The 18,453-nt window shown below is 67.4% G+C and carries 18 protein-coding genes; 15 read left to right on the forward strand and 3 right to left on the reverse strand.

The annotated features are described in order from the left end of the window. Position 1: 1 nt before the first annotated feature. The 7 genes from H8838_RS11185 (at position 2) to H8838_RS11215 (ending at position 7,932) form a co-directional block, all read left to right on the forward strand. Positions 2-2,605, forward strand: a complete 2,604-nt coding sequence (locus H8838_RS11185) for a hypothetical protein (protein WP_185996659.1) — start codon at positions 2-4, stop codon at positions 2,603-2,605. 442 nt (positions 2,606-3,047) lie between these two features. Beyond that, positions 3,048-3,956, forward strand: coding sequence for a bifunctional DNA primase/polymerase (locus H8838_RS11190; protein WP_185996628.1), 909 nt, complete (start codon positions 3,048-3,050; stop codon positions 3,954-3,956). Beyond that, on the forward strand, positions 3,953-4,303 hold the full coding sequence (locus H8838_RS11195; RefSeq protein WP_185996627.1) for a hypothetical protein: 351 nt from the start codon (positions 3,953-3,955) through the stop codon (positions 4,301-4,303). Before H8838_RS11190 ends, H8838_RS11195 begins: the two co-directional genes overlap by 4 nt. After that, positions 4,300-5,109, forward strand: coding sequence for a serine/arginine repetitive matrix protein 2 (locus H8838_RS11200; protein WP_185996626.1), 810 nt, complete (start codon positions 4,300-4,302; stop codon positions 5,107-5,109). The genes H8838_RS11195 and H8838_RS11200 overlap by 4 nt, the downstream gene beginning before the upstream one ends. Then, the gene (locus tag H8838_RS11205) at positions 5,102-6,079 is read left to right on the forward strand and encodes a ParB N-terminal domain-containing protein (RefSeq protein WP_185996625.1); all 978 of its coding nucleotides are present in this window, start codon (positions 5,102-5,104) and stop codon (positions 6,077-6,079) included. Before H8838_RS11200 ends, H8838_RS11205 begins: the two co-directional genes overlap by 8 nt. A gap of 46 nt (positions 6,080-6,125) precedes the next feature. Further along, a complete protein-coding gene (locus H8838_RS11210) occupies positions 6,126-6,800 on the forward strand; it encodes a hypothetical protein (RefSeq protein ID WP_185996624.1) in 675 nt (224 codons plus the stop codon). A gap of 7 nt (positions 6,801-6,807) precedes the next feature. After that, entirely contained in the window at positions 6,808-7,932 is a 1,125-nt protein-coding gene (locus H8838_RS11215) for a C40 family peptidase (RefSeq protein WP_185996623.1), read from the forward strand. A 68-nt stretch (positions 7,933-8,000) separates the two neighbouring features. On the opposite strand, the gene H8838_RS11220 is transcribed toward H8838_RS11215, so the two are convergent. The 3 genes from H8838_RS11220 to H8838_RS11230 all read right to left on the reverse strand — a co-directional run bounded on the left by H8838_RS11220 (position 8,001) and on the right by H8838_RS11230 (position 9,239). Then, positions 8,001-8,195 carry a hypothetical protein gene (locus tag H8838_RS11220; RefSeq protein ID WP_185996658.1) on the reverse strand — a complete coding sequence of 65 codons (195 nt, stop codon included), beginning with the start codon at positions 8,193-8,195 and terminating at the stop codon, positions 8,001-8,003. A gap of 172 nt (positions 8,196-8,367) precedes the next feature. Then, complete coding sequence (locus H8838_RS11225; protein WP_185996622.1) at positions 8,368-8,565, reverse strand: hypothetical protein; 198 nt, start codon at positions 8,563-8,565, stop codon at positions 8,368-8,370. 341 nt (positions 8,566-8,906) lie between these two features. Further along, positions 8,907-9,239 carry a hypothetical protein gene (locus H8838_RS11230; RefSeq protein ID WP_185996621.1) on the reverse strand — a complete coding sequence of 111 codons (333 nt, stop codon included), beginning with the start codon at positions 9,237-9,239 and terminating at the stop codon, positions 8,907-8,909. Positions 9,240-9,522: 283 nt separating this feature from the next. On the opposite strand from H8838_RS11230, the gene H8838_RS11235 reads away from it, so the two are divergent. The 8 genes from H8838_RS11235 to H8838_RS11270 all read left to right on the forward strand — a co-directional run bounded on the left by H8838_RS11235 (position 9,523) and on the right by H8838_RS11270 (position 18,346). After that, the gene (locus tag H8838_RS11235) at positions 9,523-9,813 is read left to right on the forward strand and encodes a DUF6112 family protein (RefSeq protein ID WP_185996620.1); all 291 of its coding nucleotides are present in this window, start codon (positions 9,523-9,525) and stop codon (positions 9,811-9,813) included. Positions 9,814-9,842: 29 nt separating this feature from the next. Then, positions 9,843-10,148 (forward strand): DUF6112 family protein, encoded by a 306-nt coding sequence (locus H8838_RS11240; protein ID WP_185996619.1) that lies wholly within the window; start codon positions 9,843-9,845, stop codon positions 10,146-10,148. Between the two features lie 10 nt (positions 10,149-10,158). Then, complete coding sequence (locus tag H8838_RS11245) at positions 10,159-11,439, forward strand: type IV secretion system protein (RefSeq protein WP_185996618.1); 1,281 nt, start codon at positions 10,159-10,161, stop codon at positions 11,437-11,439. Positions 11,440-11,443: 4 nt separating this feature from the next. Beyond that, complete coding sequence (locus H8838_RS11250) at positions 11,444-12,895, forward strand: SCO6880 family protein (protein ID WP_185996617.1); 1,452 nt, start codon at positions 11,444-11,446, stop codon at positions 12,893-12,895. A gap of 159 nt (positions 12,896-13,054) precedes the next feature. Next, entirely contained in the window at positions 13,055-14,218 is a 1,164-nt protein-coding gene (locus H8838_RS11255) for a hypothetical protein (RefSeq protein WP_224766081.1), read from the forward strand. Between the two features lie 410 nt (positions 14,219-14,628). Then, positions 14,629-15,492, forward strand: a complete 864-nt coding sequence (locus H8838_RS11260; protein ID WP_185996616.1) for a GIY-YIG nuclease family protein — start codon at positions 14,629-14,631, stop codon at positions 15,490-15,492. Positions 15,493-15,718: 226 nt separating this feature from the next. Beyond that, positions 15,719-16,966 (forward strand): IS256 family transposase, encoded by a 1,248-nt coding sequence (locus H8838_RS11265; protein WP_191465627.1) that lies wholly within the window; start codon positions 15,719-15,721, stop codon positions 16,964-16,966. A gap of 183 nt (positions 16,967-17,149) precedes the next feature. Beyond that, the gene (locus H8838_RS11270) at positions 17,150-18,346 is read left to right on the forward strand and encodes a hypothetical protein (protein WP_191465628.1); all 1,197 of its coding nucleotides are present in this window, start codon (positions 17,150-17,152) and stop codon (positions 18,344-18,346) included. The last annotated feature ends 107 nt before the right edge of the window (positions 18,347-18,453 follow it).

The raw sequence follows: 18,453 nt of genomic DNA on the forward strand, positions 1-18,453 counted from the left end.
AGTGCGTGCCGGCGACCTCGCCGCACTGGTCCCCACGCTGATCGCCCTCGAGGACGCTGACCGCAAGGCATGCGTCCGTCCGCTTCGGGATCTCGCCCGGTCGGGAGAGTTCGGGACACCATTCGAACTCATCAACCCGTTGGCGGTCGCGGGCGTCGCGATCCTTCCCGATTCGCGCGCCGTGGCGGCGTGGCTGCGTCGTTTCCCACCGATGGGGTCCTGGCAACGTGGGCCCAGGGCCGACGATGCCGAGACGACCACTCGAGCTGTCATCGAGGTGCTGACCGAGCGCGACCCTAGCTGGTTGCCGACGCTCTTGAGGCTGCTCGTTGAGCGTCTGAGGCCCGAAGGACCAGGCGGCGGGGCGCCGCTCTACGAGATCGCCGAAGCACTGCGCGAGCACGGCAACCTGGCTCCCCCGGCCAGCCCCGCCTACGTCGCGGATTGGGTCCTGCGTGACTGGCCGGACTGGGTGGCGGCCGGCGCGAGCGGGCCTCCGGGTCACGAGCGAGAGTTCCGGGAGCTCTTCCCCCTCGTCCTCGAGGAGGAGGGCACCGCGTACTTGCTGACACAAAGACCATGGAGCACTCACTTCGAGACAGCCCTCGCTAGAGACCTCGTCGACCGCGCGGGACTCCTTGGCGCAATCCTCGCCCGCCTGCAGCGCGGCGGCCGAGCGACAGACACCCAGGCTGTGGTGGCACTCCACGACGTCCTGTCCCCCACCCTCGACGAGGTGGCAGAGTGCCGGCGCGATTATCTCGCGCTCCTGCCTCCAGGGTCTGCGTCATCGTGTGCGGCGATCGCGCAACGGGAGCTGCGGAGGCTCTACGAGGGTGGACTCCTCACCACCTCCGAGCTGGTGGAACAGTCACGCTCGGTGCTGCTGCGCACCGATAAGAAGCTCATGCGTGACCACTTGGCTCTCCTCAAGGCGCATGCATTCGCGACGCCAGACGACGTGGACGACATCGTGACCGCCGCATCATCAGCGTTCGCCAACGCTGCCCCCGACATCCAACGAGCTGGGGTGGACCTCGTGGCCGGTCACGCCGACCAGGTGTCATCGGGGACGCTCGACGCCGCTCTAGCAGCCGCAGCGATGCTGCCGCGTGACCTGGAGGACCGGCTCCGGTCCCGGGCCGGGCTGGGCCGCGCCGCTCGACGCGATCCGGCGCCGGTCGCCGTTCTTACACCGCCGAAACCGGTGTCTGTCGTGCCGATCGAGGACCTCGACCAGGCGGTTGCCGTACTACTCGCGCTGATGCGCTGCGAGGAGAACGACATGGCACCGCTCGACGTCGAGCGCGTGGTCGAGGCCCTTCCCCGGTTCGGCGCCCGCGATCAAGACGCCCTCTACAGGGCGGTCGCCTCCCTGGTCGACCGTCCCTGGTACGAGTACCGCACGGTGTGGGGCCTGCACACCATGCTGGAACTGCTCGCGGCCGCCTGCGTGGGTCGGGCGAAGGACGTGCAAGTCGACAAACGGCACGCGGGTTACTCGCCCGTCCTCGACCGCGTGATCCAGTTCCGGATCGCCGACCTGACGGCCGCGGTGCGGGACCGTCCAGGAGTTAGGTCGGTGGCACTCCCATCCTGGGACAACGGAGTGCTCTGCGGCGACGTACTCCTTGCCAGGCTCACCGAAGCCAGGCGGGAAGGCTGGGAGCCATCCGCACTCGACCTCGAGCAGGCACTCCTCCGCCTCGACCTGACCGGGCTCGCACCAGAGCCGTTCGAAGCGCTTGCGACGCCCGCGGGACGGCAAGCTGCTACGTGGATCACGGAAGGGGGACCCGACGAGCCCAGCGTCCGTGCGGTGCGTGCCCTCCAGTGGGAGCGGCCCCGACAGTCCTACGGCTGGAACGACAAGCCGTCGCCGACGCCTCACCTGTGGGTTGCGGAGGTCGTTCCGGGCAGCGCACCAAGGCTCGGGGCCCCCGGCGCGCTGTGGAGCCTCCTCCACTCGTGGTCTCCTCACCCCCAGGGTGTGTCAGTAGCAACAGGCTGGAGTTCCGCTTTTGGACTCTGGGCGTGGACCGCCCCGCACCACCGCGACGTGGTGGCAGCTCACCTGCTGCGCCCGCTCGCCCGTTCCTTCACCGACCCCAGCCGCGCGGGGGACGCTCTGGTTCCTCTGGCCCGCGCCGACGGTGCGGTCGGCGACGGATTGCTTCTCGCCCTCTGCTCCGCCATGGGCGCCAAGCAACAGCAGACACGGTCCGCCACCGTCGACGCTCTGCTGATCCTCGCCACCCGCGACCAACTCGACGGCGCCCGCCTCGGCGAGCTGATGGGAGCCATGGTCATTGCAGGCGACTTGGTCACCCGCCGCCTGGCCGAGCCCTTCACACAGGCCGCGGCAGCAGGAGCCGCGGCACACGTGTGGGCAGCGGTCGCCGGACTCCTGTCAGCCGTCCTAACCCACGAAGGGACGGTCGCTGGCCTCGCGCCACTGCTCTCCGCTGCGGTTGACATCGCCGAAGACCACCGATGCACGGGAATCGTCGCCGGTCTCGACGACATGGCGACCCGCAAAGGCCGCAGCCAGCAGGTGGTCGAGGCCCGAAGGCTCCGTGACGTCCTAATCCGAAACGCGGGGTAGTCCAGCGATAGGGCCGCTGGGACCTCGTAAGACGGCGGTCCACTCGAGAACGGGGTGATGGGGTCCCGCGCAATTTGGAGGGTGTGCGGGACCCCGCCGAAGTGCCGCGCCCAGTGACGACAGAGGGGGGGGAATCGTCGGGCGCGCCCATGCGCTTCGCGTACCCGATTCTCGGTATGCGCCGGTCGTCATAGCCGCGCGACGGCGACCCTAGTTGCTGTGATCTGCACCACGCTCCGCCCGGGTGAACCGAACCTCCGGAGCGGGGTCAAGACCGGACGGCCATCAACGTGCCCCCGGCAGAACCTCGTCAACATCCAATCTCAGGATATTGGGGAACGCCTCTGACCTGCGCAAACGCAACGTTCCCCCTACGTTCCCCCTCGTGTTCCCCCTCCGTGTTACCGGAATCCGGTAACACTGTCGGGCCACAGTCGAGTGCATGAACAGCCACCCCTCTCCCGCCCCTAGCTGGACGGTCGCGACCATGCAGCACGTGGCGACCGAGCCGACGTTGGCCGGCGCTGCGCTCCGCTTCGCCGACCTCGGCATCCCGGTCTTCCCGTGCGTCCCGGGCGGCAAGCAGCCCCTGACGCCGAACGGGTTCCATGACGCCACGTCGGAAGCCCGTACGGTTCAGCGTTGGTGGGAGCGCACGCCCGAGGCCAACATCGGTCTCCCCTCGGGCACGCGGAGCGGCGTCCTGGTCGTGGACATCGACGTCCACCCCGGAGGCAGTGGGTTCGCGGCGTTCGAACGAGCTCGCTCGCACGGTCTCGCCGACGCCTGGGGCTGGCTGGTCCGGACTCCTTCGGGTGGGATCCACGCCTACTACCCGGCGGCGCCCGGCCAGGAGCAGCGCTCGTGGCAGGTGCCGGGAGCGCACGTCGACTTCCGGGGCGACGGCGGCTATGTCGTCGCTCCCCCGTCTCGCCTCGTAGTTGACGGCGTGCCCAAGGCCTACGACGTCATTGCGGTGACGACCGGACACCCCGCCGCGGTCGACGCGATCAAGCTGCGCCAGTTCCTCGAGCCTCCGCGACCGAGACCCTCAGGACCACCGCCACCGGTGTCGGCCTCCGGATGTCACCCCGACGCACTGGCCAGAACGGTCGCACTGACCGGCGAGGGCGGCCGCAACCGCGCGCTCTTCTGGGCGTCGTGCCGGATGGCGGAGAACGGCCAGAGCCGCGCGGATGCCATCCGCTACCTGCTGCCCGCCGCCCAGTACGCCGGCCTTGCGGATCGGGAAATCGAGTCGACGATCGACTCCGCGTACCGGGCTGCCTGCCGTCCCGTCCTCGGGAGCGGCCCGGGCCCCACCCAGCGCAGGGAGGCGATCCAGCCATGAACACGCCCATCGACTACCGCCGTCAGAACTACCGACCGCCCGAGCGCGCCGACGCGCTCCAGGACGACGCCGTACCCACCAGCGCACTCGCCCACCGTCGCGACCCTTCAGTCGTCACGCCCTCGCAGCCGCCCACACGGACCGCGCGAGGCGTCGCCTGGGTTCGGCCGACCGAGCTCGCCACGGTGACCGCTCCCATGGTCGGACGCGGCGTCGACCTCCAGGCCGAACTGATCCGGCGGGCGCGCCGTACGCCGGTGACCGCCTCGCGCGTCGTCCGGCAACGCCTCACCCACTCCCCCTCCCCTACGCCGCCGGTGAACCGCACGGAAGGACTGTCGCTGTGAACCACCCATTCGAAAGCGCGCAGGGCCTGCGCCGGGTTCTCATGCGGCTGCGGGTCTCGGGCCCGCATGCCTGGGAGTTCGACGCCGAGGCCCACGAACTCATGCTGTACGCCGCAGCCAAGTACCAAGCCCTGGCCGTCAAGCACCGCTGCGACCCGAGCGCCGGGGCGGCCGCGGCGTTCGAAGCGATGCGCACCTACGCCGTGCGCACCGCGGACGACCCGTGGGCGGTCGTCACCATGGCGGTCAAGGTCACGCTCATCGCCGAGGAGCGTGCCGAGGGACTGCTGTGCTCGGTCGACCAGGCCAGACGCCCGGAGTTCTCCCAGCACCACGACGTACGACGTTTCAGCGACACAGAAGCCGACCTCCCCAACCTCCTTCCCGGCCTCGCCGTGGAGCCGTTCAACCAACCTGAGACCCCGCCGACTGGGGCCTATCAGGCGGTCGACGCGACCATCGATCTCTTCACCGCTCTCGGCTGGCCCCGGGATACGGCGACCTGTGCACTCGACTACATCGCCGCTCGCCTGGTCGAGTCCGGCTCCCGGCGCAGGACCCACGCCGCCCTGCGGCGGGACCACACCGCACGCGCCCTGCTCGACATCGAGCAGGACTCCTGGTCGACGGTCCTCCGCCTCGTCCTGGGCAACCCGAACCGTGACGAGGCCTTCACCTCCGACGGGCACGGGATCCTCCTGCGCCTGCTCATCGGCCACCCGGTCACCGAACTGTTGGACGACGACCTGCTGGTGTTCGAGATCAGCGAGACCGCACCGCGCGCGGGGAGGCGGAGCCATGCCTGAGACCCGCGGCCACATCGAGCTCGACCGGGCACTCGACTCGATCATCGTCGGCGCACGCCACCGCAAGGACCCGGGCGACCTGGCCCAGCTCATGGAGTCGATCGACCGGCTCGGTCTGCTGCAACCGGTCACGATCACCCCTGACGGAGTGCTGGTCTGCGGTTGGCGACGGCTCGAGGCGGTACGCCGGCTCGGCTGGCACTCGATGAAGGTCTGGGTCCGCTCGGGCATCTCCGACAAGCTCGAGGCGCTCCTCGCCCAGCAGGACGACAACCAGCTCCACAAGCCGCTCAACGAGCTTGAGAAGGCTTCGCTCTACCGGGAGCTCAAGGCCCTGCGCACGGAAGAGGCAGCGCGGCGGAAGCAGTCGACTCAGTTCGGTGCCGGCGACCGCGGAGGAGACTCCGGTCCCGCGCCCGGCGCGGGACCGGGAGAGCACGGCGACGCGCGTCGCCAGGCGGCCCGAGCGATCACCGGCGAGGCGTCGTACAGCACCCATGAGCGGGTCTGCGCCCTGATGGACTGGGCCGCCCGCAAGGTCACACCCCCGGAGATCCGGGCGATGGCCAACGATGCGCTGCGCCGGATCGAGGAGGGGGAGCCGGTCAAGCCGCTCTACCTGGAGGTCAAGGACGCCTTCGAGCGGCTGCAGACGGCGCCTCCCGAGGTTGAGGCGGACCTCGCCCGCCAGGCTCGCGAGGCCTTCGCGCGCGTGAAGGCCCGGGAGAAGGCCAGCGGCGTCCCGAGCCTTCAGCGCAGCCAAGGTCCGGGCAGCCACTTCCGCAGCGTCCGCTCCTTCAACCTGACCTGGACCGAGCTGGACGGATGGACTGAGTTGTACGACGTCGACGCCCTCGCCGACGAGCTCACTCGCAGCGACTGGGAGAGGTTCGACCGCGTCGTCACCGCCACCATCGCCTTCCGCGACCAGCTCGCGGCAGCCCGCCGCAACGCCTCGACCTCGGCGTAGCGGACGCACCTACCCGACGTCCCTGGAACCGAGCTCGGGAGTCACCATGTCCAACCTGACCGGCCGCCAGATCATGCTGCTGCTCGGGTGCGCCGTCGCCGTGATGACCGCCGCTTTCGGGATCTACGGGCTCGTGCGCGGCCCCAGCGACGACGGCACCGAGTCCCCCGAGAGCGCGACGGTGCGGGTCGAGGAGACCTCGGACCCGGGTCGCTCCGACGACACCTTGGCTTCCTTGCGGGACCGAGCCCTCCCCCACACCAACGATCCCGTGGCCTACGCACGGGCGGTCGCCGTGTCGTTGTTCGACTGGGACACCAGCGCCGGGTTCCTCCCGACCGACTACACCTCCGCGGTCCTGGCCGATGCCGACCCGTCCGGCGAGGAGACTCCGGGGCTGCTCTCGGACGTCGCGGTGTACTTGCCGAGCGCCGAGCAGTGGCTCGACCTCGGAGCGATGGAGGTCGTGCAGCGGATCGAGATCGAGGACGCGAGCGTGCCGAGCTCCTGGGCGGCGGCCGTTGAGCAGGCGAACGGTCACCTGCGCCCGGGGACGACAGCCGTGACAATCACCGGCACCCGTCACCGCACCGGGGTCTGGAACGGCCAGGCAGCCGAGTCATCCCACGCGGTTGCGTTCACAGTCTTCGTCGCGTGCCGACCGTCGTTCGACCGGTGCCACATCCTGCGCCTGTCGCAGCTCGGCAACCCCCTGAGGTGAGCACCCCATGGGGCTGAAAGGCGTCGTCGCCGTCGCTGCCGTCGTCGTGCTGCTGGCGCCCGGCGCAGCGATTCTCGGCGTGGCAACGCTGATCAGCCCGGCCGGAGCAGGATCTGGCACTTGCCTTTGGGACGACCAGAGAATCGGCAGCCTTTCAGTCGCAGGCTCGGTGCCGGCCAGCCTCAGCGCGACCAACGCGAACGGCGAGACGGTCACCCTCAACCAGCAGCAGCTCACCCGGGCGGCGTCAATCGTCGCGGTCGGACACACCGACAGCGTCCCGGCCAGGGGTCAACTGATCGCGCTCATGACCGCGATCACCGAGTCCTCCCTCAGGGTCCTCTCGAACACGACGGCCTACCCCGCGTCCGGCAATCTCCCCAACGACGGGGACGGAAGCGACCACGACTCCGTGGGGCTGTTCCAGCAGCGCCCGGCCGCCGGGTGGGGAACCGTCGAGAACCTGATGGACCCGGTCTGGTCCTCCCGCGCCTTCTACGGCGGCCCGAACGGACCCAACAACGGCTCACCTCGCGGCCTGCTCGACCTCGACGGCTGGGAGACGATGGAACCTGGTGCGGCCGCGCAAGCGGTCCAGGTCTCCGCCTACCCGGACCGGTACGCCGTGAACCAGCCGATCGCCGAGCAGATGCTGGGCACCCTCGCCGGCGTCTCGCTCGCCAGCGATCTCGAGTGCGCCCAACCGTCGAACGCCCCATCGACACCCACGGACCTGCCGTCCGGCTTCCCCGGGGCCCTCATCGCCGCAGCGGTCTCGCAGATGGGCAAACCCTACGTCTGGGGCGGCGGCGACTTCAACGGACCCACCGGCGGAGGCTTCGACTGCTCAGGCCTCGTCCTGTACGCCGCCTACCAAGCCTCCGGCGGACGCATCCGACTCCCCCACTACACCGGCTTCCAAATCACGCTGGGGCAAGGAATCGCGTGGAGCGAGAAGCAGCCTGGGGACCTGATCTTCTTCGGCTACCCCGGCGCCGGGGGCCCGCATCACGTCGCGATCTACATCAGCGGAGAGCGGATCCTTCACGCGCCGCGCACTGGGGACGTCGTCCGTTACGGGACGATCTCCGAGTTCGCCGGCGAGGTCATGACCGTTCGGAGACTCGCATGATGAGCATGCACGGATCTGCCGATGAGCGGGGACGCGGCGTTGTCTGGCACGACAACCCGCGAAAAGCCTCAGGCCGTCAAGTCCAGCGCCAGGACCAGCAGCGCCAGCACGAATGGGGTTGCTAACACCACGCGCACCGTCGTGCTGTAGCCGGTCCGGCCAGCCCGAACCTCCCGACGATGCCTCTGCTCGGCAAGAAGGTACGAAGCAAGGGCGAGCAGACCCCAGACAACGGTCAGGACCAGGCTCATGGAGTCAGACACGCACGCATCTTGACATGAACAACGCACCTATCTGCCGCGAGTCGAGTGTGTGCTCATGCCGAGTTGCGGGCCGCGGAACCTCGCCCTCCCCGGTGCATGTGCCATGGCTAGTGGCACGCGCTTCGTGGCGACCTCGAGGCACAGCGAGCGGTCCGACGGGCAGACCGAACCGTCAATCGCGCTGTTTCCGGAGCCTCATCACAAAGAAGAAGAGAGTCATGAGGGCTCCGTACACGGCGAGGAAGAAGACTGTGACCTCTTCGTCAATCAGCCAGATCAAGAGGCCAGCGACCAAGGTCGCGACGGCGCCAGCGGCCACGCTCGAAAGGATGGTGGCGCCCAGTGATCGCTTCTCGTCCCTCGCAGTCATGACCGCAGATTAGCGATGTGGGCGTCACTGAACGCCCCGATCTGCCGCTTGTCGACACCGCTGATCCACTTCACGACTCCGTGCGACCCGTGGATAGCGCCTGCCGGGTCTAAGGACACGACCGAGACCGAACAACCGGCAGCCTTCACGGACTGCGGACCATGATCGGTTCGTTCCAGGACGACAGTGAGGCTGAGTAGGTGCACTTCGCCGTGCCCGCGTGGCCTTGGGCTGCAGCAGGCAGTAAGACTGGGGCACAGGTCCTTGAGGTGACGCACCGATCAGCCGTGAGCGTTACTCGCGCGAACCGACCCTCAGCGCGGGGGGCGCGGAGGGTGGGTCTAGGAGCAGGCGTCGCCTGCGGCAGCGAGCGCTGATCGGCCTTCCTCAGTGTCCAGGTTGGAGCGCGCCGTGCCGACTGCCTCACTGAACACCTCCACGGCATCGCGCTCGCTGCCTTCGGTGTCTTCGTACGCAGCATCCATCCAATTGACGGCGCTGTTGAGTGCGTCGTTGGCACCGCCGGTATCACCGTGGCGGTAGGCATCAAGTGCGGTCGAGACGCGGTCGCAGGCGTTCTGGAAGCCTTCAGGATGAGACGAGCATCCGCCCATTAGGACGACCACGAGGGCAGCGACGACGAACGCAGCGGGCCGACTTGCGGGCGTCATCACAGGGAGAGGGTCCCACAACACGTCAGCTGCCGAGGAGCGACGGGCTCGCCGCGACTCGAACGAGGTACGGCGATGGCCATCCGCTCATGCCGCATTCGCGTGGCCATTGCGCGCGATTGTGGTTGGCGGGGAGGCGGGGTCTACTTCCCAGCACTTCTTCCACCCTGCGGTGGGACCCGTCTGTCCCTTTTACCTGCCGGGATGGCTGCGGTCACGCTACGCCCGGACGATGATCGGACTAACCACGATGTGGCACGTCGGTTGCGACCTCGCACCTCAGGGCATGGTGAAACCTCGCGTCTTCGTGGACGCAGTCGGTCCCAACTTCGGCGCGGTCGGCGGCGCCAGTGAGCTCCGTGCAGTCGTCGGGGCCCTGCTGACATATGGCCTGATCGTCGCCGTCCTCATGCTCGTCATCTCGGCAACCACGTGGGCAGTTGCCTCGAGCTCTGGCAGCTGGCACACCGCCCAGAAGGCCAAGGCGGGGTGCTTCGTGGCCCTCGGGGGCGCAGTCTTGACGGGAGCTGCCCTCACCTGGGCCAACTGGCTGCTGGGCATCGGCGCACACCTCTAAGACGTCCGTCGTCGACGTCAGGAGCCCCGATGAACCTCCCCTCCGCAGCCGCCGTGCTGCCGGTCAGTATCAACATCAGCCCGAACTCGAACGGCCTGCCGGGCATCCAGCAGCTCCGCAGCATCGTGGGTGCGTCGATGACGATCGGCCTGATCCTCGCGGTGCTCGCTCTGATCATCGCGGCCGTCGTGTGGGCGCTCGGGGCCAACTCGTCCAACCCCCACCTCGCCGGCAGAGGCAAGCTCGGCGTCCTCGTCGCGCTCGGTGCGGCGATCGTGTGCGGAGCTTCGGTGACGTTGGTGAACTTCTTCTGGAACGTCGGCCAGCAGGTCTGAGGGTCACGTCATGGGTGTGTGCGACGTGCCGGTGATCCACTCGGTCTGCAACGCCGCGGGCGAGGCAGCCGGAGAGATCGTCACGGCGCCGTTCAACTGGCTGGCTCAGGGAATGGGCGGGGCGGCGCAGTGGATGTTCGAGTCGGTCTGGAGGGTCATGGCCACGACGACCATCGTCGACGTGACGAGCGGTGAGTACACGAAGGTCTACAACATCATGTTCGGCATCGGGGTCTTCGTCATGTTGGCCTTCTTCATGCTCCAGGTCATGGGCGGGATGATCCGGCGCGAACCCGCGGCGCTCTCCAGGGCCGCGCTCGGGCTGGCGAAGTCGATACTCGGCTCGTTCGCGGCACTCGCCTTGTTGGCTACGGCCCTCGAGACGACCGACCAACTCTGCGTTGGCATCGTCAACGCCGCTGGCACCGACATGGACGAGATGGGCGGCAAGGTGGGCGCCTTGGCCGCCGGCCTCGGCACCATCAACCTCGCCGCTCCGGGCGCCGGCGCCATCCTCACGATCTTCCTCGCCAGCCTCGCCATCGTCGGAGCTATGACGGTGTGGATCAGCCTGCTCATCCGCAAGGCGCTGCTGCTGATCGCCATCGTCCTGGCGCCCATCGCGCTCGCCGGCTCCAGCTGGGACCACACCCGCTCCTGGGCCAGCCGCTGGGCGACCTTCGTGATCGCGATGATCCTGTCGAAGGTCGTCCTGGTCGTGATCTTTCTGCTCGCCACTGCCCAGATCTCCGCCCCGATCGACGCGGACCTGGAGTCGGTCAGCCAGCCCATCGCTGGCGTCGTACTGATGCTCATGGCCGGATTCGCGCCGTACCTCACGTACAAGGCAATCGCCTTCATGGGCTTCGACATGTACAACGCGATGTCGGCCGAGCAGGAGGCCAAGAGCTCACTCAACCGGCCCATGCCGGTCCCCCTGTCCCGGCGAGGCGGGGCCGCCGAACCGGCCAAGGTCCTCGGCGGAGGTGGTGGTGGTGGGGCCGGCGTTGGCACGCAGATGCCTGCGACGCCGGGTGGTGTTGGCCCGAGCGGCGGAGCTGCTGGATCCTGGGGCGCCGGGGGCGCTGGCGCACCGGTCGGGTCCGCGGCAGCAGGAGCAGCCGCGGGAGCAGTCGTGCTCAAGCAATCTGTTGCTGCGGGACCCCGCCTGGGCAACTTCGTCGCCGCCCAGGCGAAGACGCAGACCGATCGCGACCACGCGGCGCCGCCCGAATCCACACCACCAGGTGTCGCGGATCCGCAGCTCTCGAGCTCCGCGCGGACGAGGTGAGTTCATGAGCACCAGTCCCCTGGCCGAGTCGCGGCTCACGCCGGTGAAGTTCTCCCGACTGAGTCGACGAGGCGTGCTCCTCGGCCTCTCCGGTCCCCAGTTGGTGATGGTCGGTCTCGGCGCCGCCAGTTTGATCCTCGGTTTGTACGCCGGCGCCGTCGTCCTGGCCTTCCCCCTGATCGCGGTGGCCATCGCCTTGGCGTTCGTCGGCGTTGGCGGTCGCAAGCTCGTCGAGTGGACCCCCATCGGAGCACGCTGGGTATGGCGCACCGCCGGCGGACAGCTGATCTACCGCCGCCGGATCATCCGCCCACGCCCCGCCGGAACACTTGCGCTGCCTGGTGACGCCGCCCGACTCCGTCAATGGGTCGACCCGGAGACCGGAGCCGTCATGGTCCACGACCCCCACGCGGCGACCTTGACCGCGATCATCGGCGTGGCGCACCCCGCCTTCGTGCTCCTGGATCCCGCGGAGCAGGAACGTCGCATCGTCTCCTGGGGGCGAGTCCTGGCGACAGCCTGTCGCTCCGGGCGCATCGCGTGCGTCCAGGTCATGGAGGGCACGCTGCCCGATTCCGGCAAGGGGCTCGCTCAGTGGTGGGACAGCCACGGCAGTCACGACTCGACGTGGGCGTCGACGACGTACGCCGAGTTGATTGACCGAGCCGGTCCCACGGGTGAGCGGCACTCGAGCACCATCTCGATCTCGCTGGACATGAAGGCCGCGAGCCGGGCCTCTCGCGCCGCTGGCGGGGGCATGAAGGGCGCAGCCGCGGTGCTCCGCCAGGAGATGGCGACTCTGTTCGCCGCACTCAGGTCCGCCGACCTCTCCCCCAACGACTGGCTCTCCCCGGGTGACCTCGCGATGATCCTGCGCGCGGCCTACGACCCAGCCGTCGCCGGGGCGCTCGACCGCCACGGCGACCTGGGTCGCGACCTCGCCACCGCGGGACCCGTCGCCGTGACCGAATCCTGGGGAAGCCTGCGCAGCGACTCCGCACACCACTGCGTCCTCTGGATCAGCGAGTGGCCGCGATCCCTCGTGTTCCCAGGCTTCCTGGCTCCAGTCCTGCTGTCGTCTGGGATCCGCCGTACCTTCACCCTGCTCTACACGCCACTGCGGACAGATCGCGCCGCCAGGGACATCCGCAAGAAGAAGACCGAGTACCTCTCTGACGCCGCCCAGCGGCAGCGCATCGGCCAAATAGAAGACGTCCAGCAGTCGGCGGAATATCAGGACGTGCTGCAGCAAGAAGCCGATCTCACGGCCGGCCACGGCGTGCTGCGTTGCACCGGACTCGTCGCCATCACCGCCAGCGACCTTGACGAGCTCGAGCGTGGAGTGGCCGCGATCGAGCAGGCCGCGATCCAGGCCTCGTGCGAGACCCGGCGCCTCTGGGGCCAACAGGCCCAAAGCTTCGCAGTCGCCGCTTTGCCCCTTGGTCGAATCGTCTGACGCCCCCGGACCAAGCGTCACATCACCCAGAATGACGCAGCCTGCCGCATCACAAACCGCCCGCCAGCAAACCCCCCATCCGCTCCATCGTCCCCACCACGCGCTGGATATGCGACACAATGTTGAACTGACCAGCGCGTCATCCAGGGGGACATTAAAGTGCAAGATGAGGTCGACGACTTTGTGCTTCGCTGGCCACGCGAGTTGTTCAAGCAGCGGGCGGCGACTCTGCTGAACGAGCGGAGTGAGTCGGACTGGTCAGATCGAGTTGAGTGGTTTCTCGAGGACACGTTCGTCAGCGACGTCGCTCGTGAACGATTTCAGGAGAAGAGCAAACTCCTGCCCGCCCCAGTCAAAGATCCTTGGGCAACGCCCGCCCAAGCAGCCCCAGGGGATACGAGCAAGCCTGTCTTGGCCGACAACGCTCGCTTCTTGGCAGACCTCTTGAAGCGCGCTCACTCGTTTCAACTTCCTCGCCTACGGCGTCCGTACTACTCCGAACGCCGTACCGGATCTCACCCTCGTGCCCTTGGGCTTCGTGCGACGGTTGTGGAGTTCGGCCAATTGATTCGTGATCTCGATAGCCGCGGGTACCTCGCGATGCGACTCGGCATCGACTGCTCTGACGACCCAGACCCGATCGACCCCGTGCACGTTGTCGAAATGCAGTCAGGCCGGCCGGGGCTATGGCCGATCAACGTTGACGCCCTATCCTCCACCTCCGACGAGCCTGACGACTTCCTCGACCTGGTGGAGGTCCTGCACGACCTGGTCGCGCAACCGCGGCGACGGTCATTCCATGGATGGTCTGGATGCACATGGCACTACTCGGACTTTTCGATCTCCGCAGGACGCCAGATCTACCGTTGGAGCGTTAACCGCATACTCGCTGCATCTGACATCGGGTTGCAGTTGGCCGAGGAGGGCGAGGACAGAGGTCGCCTCGTAGCTAGCACAGATGAAGCGCGCACGGAGTTGACCCGACGTATGGCCGCTCGAACTGACCAGCCGACGGGTGATCGAGTCCGCCATGCGGTGGCTCTGTTCCGCCGGCGCGGCGCCACTGAGCACGACAAGCGTTCGGCGTGCATCGCCTTGGCCGGCATCCTCGAAGAGCGTCGCGATCTGGCGAAGGCACACCTTCACCGCAAGGATGAGGGTGCGCTCTTCCAAGTCGCGAACGGCTTTGCCATACGGCATCAGGACGCAAAACAACTCGGCGCCTACGACCCGATGTTCCTTGACTGGGTGTTCTGGTACTACCTCGCCACGGTAGAACTGACGGATCGGCTTCTGGCGCGCCCTGACGCTCCGGGTGGCTAACGTCTGAATCGACCCGTTGCCGGGCTCATCGCCGGCCTCGTTGAGCAACGGCGAGATCGGAGACGTAGCGGCATCTCCAAGGCGATCGTCGCCTCCATTCCATGAGCGGTACCAGATGGGACGTAACCGCGAGTGCGACCTCGCGCGTGCCTCTGATCCGCCGGCGTACGCGCGCGTCATTCCGACTGGGCTCGGTGACGACGGGTCTCAGATCAAGAATGCGCCTTCGGCCGTCACCATTGCGGCGACGAACACATGCTCGGTCGGCCACCAAACTTGCCCATGACTGCGCGCGACTCCTTCTCCGTGAAGTCGTTCACACGAGCATCGATGTCCCCAACGAGTCGAGCGGAGGGGCGAGAAATACAGGTAGCCTCTCCAGTCCAACGAGGCGAATAAGGGATCACGACATGATCAGGTTCACCGACTTCCTCCCTGTGCCGGATCCGTCCCGAACGAAAGTAAAATTCAACATGCGCGCCGGCGCCGGTGGCGCCGATGCCTGGGACCTGCTCCTCGCAGACGATCCCGAGGAATGGCTGGACATGAATCGGCACCGAGAGCGACGTAATCAGAGCAACAACATGGGCCAAGCCGAGTATTTGCTGAGCTTCGCCCAGTACTACCCGTACGGACCGCAGTACTTCATCTTTGGTGGATTCTTCAAGGTGGCCGCTCAGGTCCCGCCGGTCTTCGGTGGCCCGGGCTACGAGCTGATCCTGTTGCCTCAGCACTCGTCATACGTCAAGCGGTTGATCATCAAGCTGGCGCAACCCATCGGGCGAAACATCTACCTGCGCCTGTACGACGGTCTCCAAGCAAGCACCCTGAACCCCGAGATCTATGAACTCGCGCCAGACACCAAGCTTGGCACCTTCTCCGGATACCAGAACGTGCGCCTCACTCACCGAGAGCTTCAGCGGATCATCGCCAACGACGAGCCGAGCTGGAAGGAAGCGCTTTCGAGCGTAAAGGGCGTCTACGTCATCACGGACCTGAGCAACGGCCAGCTCTACCTCGGATCGGCATCCAGTGAGGCCAACGGGCTTTGGCAGAGGTGGGCCTCCTACGCCCATCTGCGGGACTTAACCGGGCATAACAAAGAACTTGAGCGACTCAAGGAAGACCTCGGGGATGCCCACATCATCGATAACTTCCAGTACTCGATCCTCGAGATCTTCGACCCTAAGACGAGGGACGGGACCATTCTGCAGCGTGAGTCCTTCTGGAAGAAGGCCCTCGACACCCGCCACCACGGCATGAACCGGAACTGACCCTTGAGTCTAGGTAAGTCGGACCGCGTAGGTGACAACTTGCTCACCTTTGACTGCGTGGCTCTCGCACGATCGTCCGCTCTTGGCGCAATCAGTAGTTGAGTCCTCGATAGTGGTGTAGCGCGGCCGCCGAGATCGTCACCGGCGTGTACGGAAGACGTAGATGCGGCCACCGCGTGATCCTTCGAGTGAACCTCTCACAGAACCCTCGAACGGAGTCATCACGATGACCGCACCACACATTCTCGACCCTGCCGGCCTGCTGGGTGAAGCCCTGGCCGAGGCGAGTCCGGATCTGATGCGTTCGCTGCTGCAGACGATCATCAACGCCCTGCTGTCCGCGGATGCCGACGCCGTCGTGGGCGCCGAGTACGGGCAGCCCACGCCGGGCCGCACGGCGCAGCGCAACGGCTACCGCCGCCGCCCGTTGGACACCCGGGTCGGCACCATCGACGTGGCGATCCCGAAGCTGCGGAAGGGCACCTACTTCCCCGAGTGGCTCCTGGAGCGCCGCAAGCGCTCGGAGTCCGCGCTGATCACGGTGGTGGCCGACTGCTATCTCGCCGGCGTCAGCACCCGGCGGATGGACAAGCTGGTCAAGACCCTGGGAATCGACTCCCTGTCGAAGTCGCAGGTCTCCCGGATGGCCGCCGAGCTGGATGAGCACGTCGAGCAGTTCCGCCACCGCCCCCTCGATGCTGCGGGCCCGTTCACCTTCGTCGCTGCTGACGCGCTCACCATGAAGGTCCGAGAGGGCGGCCGAGTGATCAACGCGGTGGTCCTGCTGGCCACCGGCGTCAACGGCGACGGACACCGCGAGGTCCTCGGCATGCGCGTGGCCACGAGTGAGACCGGGGCGGCGTGGAACGAGTTCTTCGCCGACCTCGTCGCCCGCGGCCTGACCGGTGTCCGTCTGGTCACCAGTGACGCCCACCAGGGCCTGGTCGAAGCGGTCGCAGCGAACCTGCCCGGAGCCGCCTGGCAACGCTGCCGCACCCACTACGCCGCGAACCTCATGAGCGTGACCCCGAAAGCGATGTGGCCGGCGGTCAAGGCGATGCTGCACTCGGTCTACGACCAGCCCGACCGTCCCGCGGTGCACGCCCAGTTCGACCGGCTCCTGGACTACGTCCACGGCAAGCTGCCCGAGGTCCACGACCACCTCGACGCCGCCCGCGGCGACATCCTCGCCTTCACCGAGTTCCCCAAGGACGTATGGACCCAGATCTGGTCCAACAACCCCGCCGAGCGGCTCAACCGCGAGATCCGGCGCCGCACCGACGCCGTAGGCATCTTCCCCACCCGCGCAGCCATCGTCCGCCTGGTCGGAGCCGTCCTGGCCGAGCAGACCGACGAATGGGCCGAAGGCCGCCGCTACCTCGGACTCGACCTCCTGGCCCGCTGCCGCGTCAACCTCGTCCCCGACATCGACACCGAGATCGGAGCTGATCAACTGCCCGCCCTGACCGCCTAGACCCAAGAGAAGGAACGCAGCGCTACACCACTACCCGGGACTTGACCCAATCAGTGCGTCACTCCCCCGCCTGTCGGACACGCGGATCTTCGGAGGATCCGTGTGCTGCTCCGCTCAAGACCCCTGCACACAACAACGCGCGTTGCCGCGTCGGTGTCGGCGGGTACTGGCACGCTGGCCCGCATGGGGGAACAACGCCAACCGCTGTTCGATGATTTCGGGCGTACCGACGCCACGCCGTCGACCCACCAGGAGTCCACCTTCGAGTTCCTCAACCGCATTGCGGGTGCCTACTGGGAGCACCCTCGTGCCCTCATGCAGAAGTGGCTCGACCGAATCCCCAGCGAGCCGGAGCACAACGACCTGCGGCAGCGGTTCCGGTCCCGCGACGACGAGCAGTTCCGCAGCGCGTTCCTTGAGCTCTACCTGCACGAAAGCCTCTTAAGGGCTGGGTACACCGTCACGATCCATCCCGAGGTTCATGGCACCAGGCGCCGCCCGGATTTCCTGGCAGAGCGCGATGACCTCAGGTTCTTCGTCGAGGCCATCGCGCCCGGCTCGACTCCAGCCGAGAAGGCGGCGGCGCAACGCCGAGCCACACTCTTCGACACGGTCAATCAGTTGGGCGACCCCAACTACATGCTGTGGCTGGACGAGCTCGAAGAGGGTGGCTCGCCGCCCTCCTCAGCACGCCTTCGGAGGGACCTCCGACGCTGGCTCGCGGGGCTCAACCCCGATGTCCCGTGGGATGCGGACACCGCTCCGATGCGTCGGTGGGAGCACGATGGCTGGGCGGTTACGTTCCGGGCGGTTCCGAAGAAGCCCGAAGCCAGAGACACGGCGCGCAACGACCGGGCGATTGGTATCTACGGGCACACGGGCGTCGACTTCATCGATGACGCACCGGCGATTAAGAAGGCACTAGCGACGAAGCACCACGAGTACGGGAACCTCGGGGCGCCATTCATCATCGCGGTCGGCACGTACATCCACGACAGGGACCGCTGGCACAGCGGCAACGCCATGTATGGGCAGGTGGCCGTGCAGATTGGCGAGGCGCCCGACGGTTCGATGGTGACCCGGGAAATCCGGCAGCCAGACGGCTACTTCGGCACGCCACCGGAGTGGACCAACCGCAACGTCTCTGGCGTTCTCCTCGTGAATCAGCTCATGCCGTACCACGTTCACCGAGCGGAGACGATCCTGTGGCGACACCCGAACCCGGTCCACCAGCTTCCCGAAGCGGTCGGGTTGCCGGGCGACACGCTGAGCCTTGCCGGCAGCACGCTGGTTGAGATCTCAGCGCCGACGGGGGCGGACCAGTTCTTCGGGCTCCCGGACCCTTGGCCACCTGGCGAGGCGTGGCCTGGCGACGAGTAGGCGCGCGATAAGTCGAGCGGCTCGAAGGGGTGATTGCTTCGTCCGCCAACAGCAAGCGTGTACTGGCGCCATGCGTCATCCCGCCGCGTACCGTCCGGGGTCGCCTC

The sequence above is a fragment of the Nocardioides campestrisoli genome (assembly GCF_013624435.2).
GTDB classification, from domain to species: domain Bacteria; phylum Actinomycetota; class Actinomycetes; order Propionibacteriales; family Nocardioidaceae; genus Nocardioides; species Nocardioides campestrisoli.

Excerpts from the sequence above, each read along its gene's own strand:
- H8838_RS11225 (WP_185996622.1), bottom strand. The coding sequence starts at position 8,565 with ATGACTGCGAGGGACGAGAAGCGATCACTGGGCGCCACCATCCTTTCG.
- H8838_RS11270 (WP_191465628.1), top strand. The coding sequence starts at position 17,150 with ATGGGGGAACAACGCCAACCGCTGTTCGATGATTTCGGGCGTACCGAC.
- H8838_RS11240 (WP_185996619.1), top strand. The coding sequence starts at position 9,843 with ATGAACCTCCCCTCCGCAGCCGCCGTGCTGCCGGTCAGTATCAACATC.
- H8838_RS11245 (WP_185996618.1), top strand. The coding sequence starts at position 10,159 with ATGGGTGTGTGCGACGTGCCGGTGATCCACTCGGTCTGCAACGCCGCG.
- H8838_RS11195 (WP_185996627.1), top strand. The coding sequence starts at position 3,953 with ATGAACACGCCCATCGACTACCGCCGTCAGAACTACCGACCGCCCGAG.
- H8838_RS11235 (WP_185996620.1), top strand. The coding sequence starts at position 9,523 with ATGGTGAAACCTCGCGTCTTCGTGGACGCAGTCGGTCCCAACTTCGGC.
- H8838_RS11215 (WP_185996623.1), top strand. The coding sequence starts at position 6,808 with ATGGGGCTGAAAGGCGTCGTCGCCGTCGCTGCCGTCGTCGTGCTGCTG.
- H8838_RS11190 (WP_185996628.1), top strand. The coding sequence starts at position 3,048 with ATGAACAGCCACCCCTCTCCCGCCCCTAGCTGGACGGTCGCGACCATG.
- H8838_RS11260 (WP_185996616.1), top strand. The coding sequence starts at position 14,629 with ATGATCAGGTTCACCGACTTCCTCCCTGTGCCGGATCCGTCCCGAACG.
- H8838_RS11250 (WP_185996617.1), top strand. The coding sequence starts at position 11,444 with ATGAGCACCAGTCCCCTGGCCGAGTCGCGGCTCACGCCGGTGAAGTTC.
- H8838_RS11205 (WP_185996625.1), top strand. The coding sequence starts at position 5,102 with ATGCCTGAGACCCGCGGCCACATCGAGCTCGACCGGGCACTCGACTCG.
- H8838_RS11210 (WP_185996624.1), top strand. The coding sequence starts at position 6,126 with ATGTCCAACCTGACCGGCCGCCAGATCATGCTGCTGCTCGGGTGCGCC.
- H8838_RS11265 (WP_191465627.1), top strand. The coding sequence starts at position 15,719 with ATGACCGCACCACACATTCTCGACCCTGCCGGCCTGCTGGGTGAAGCC.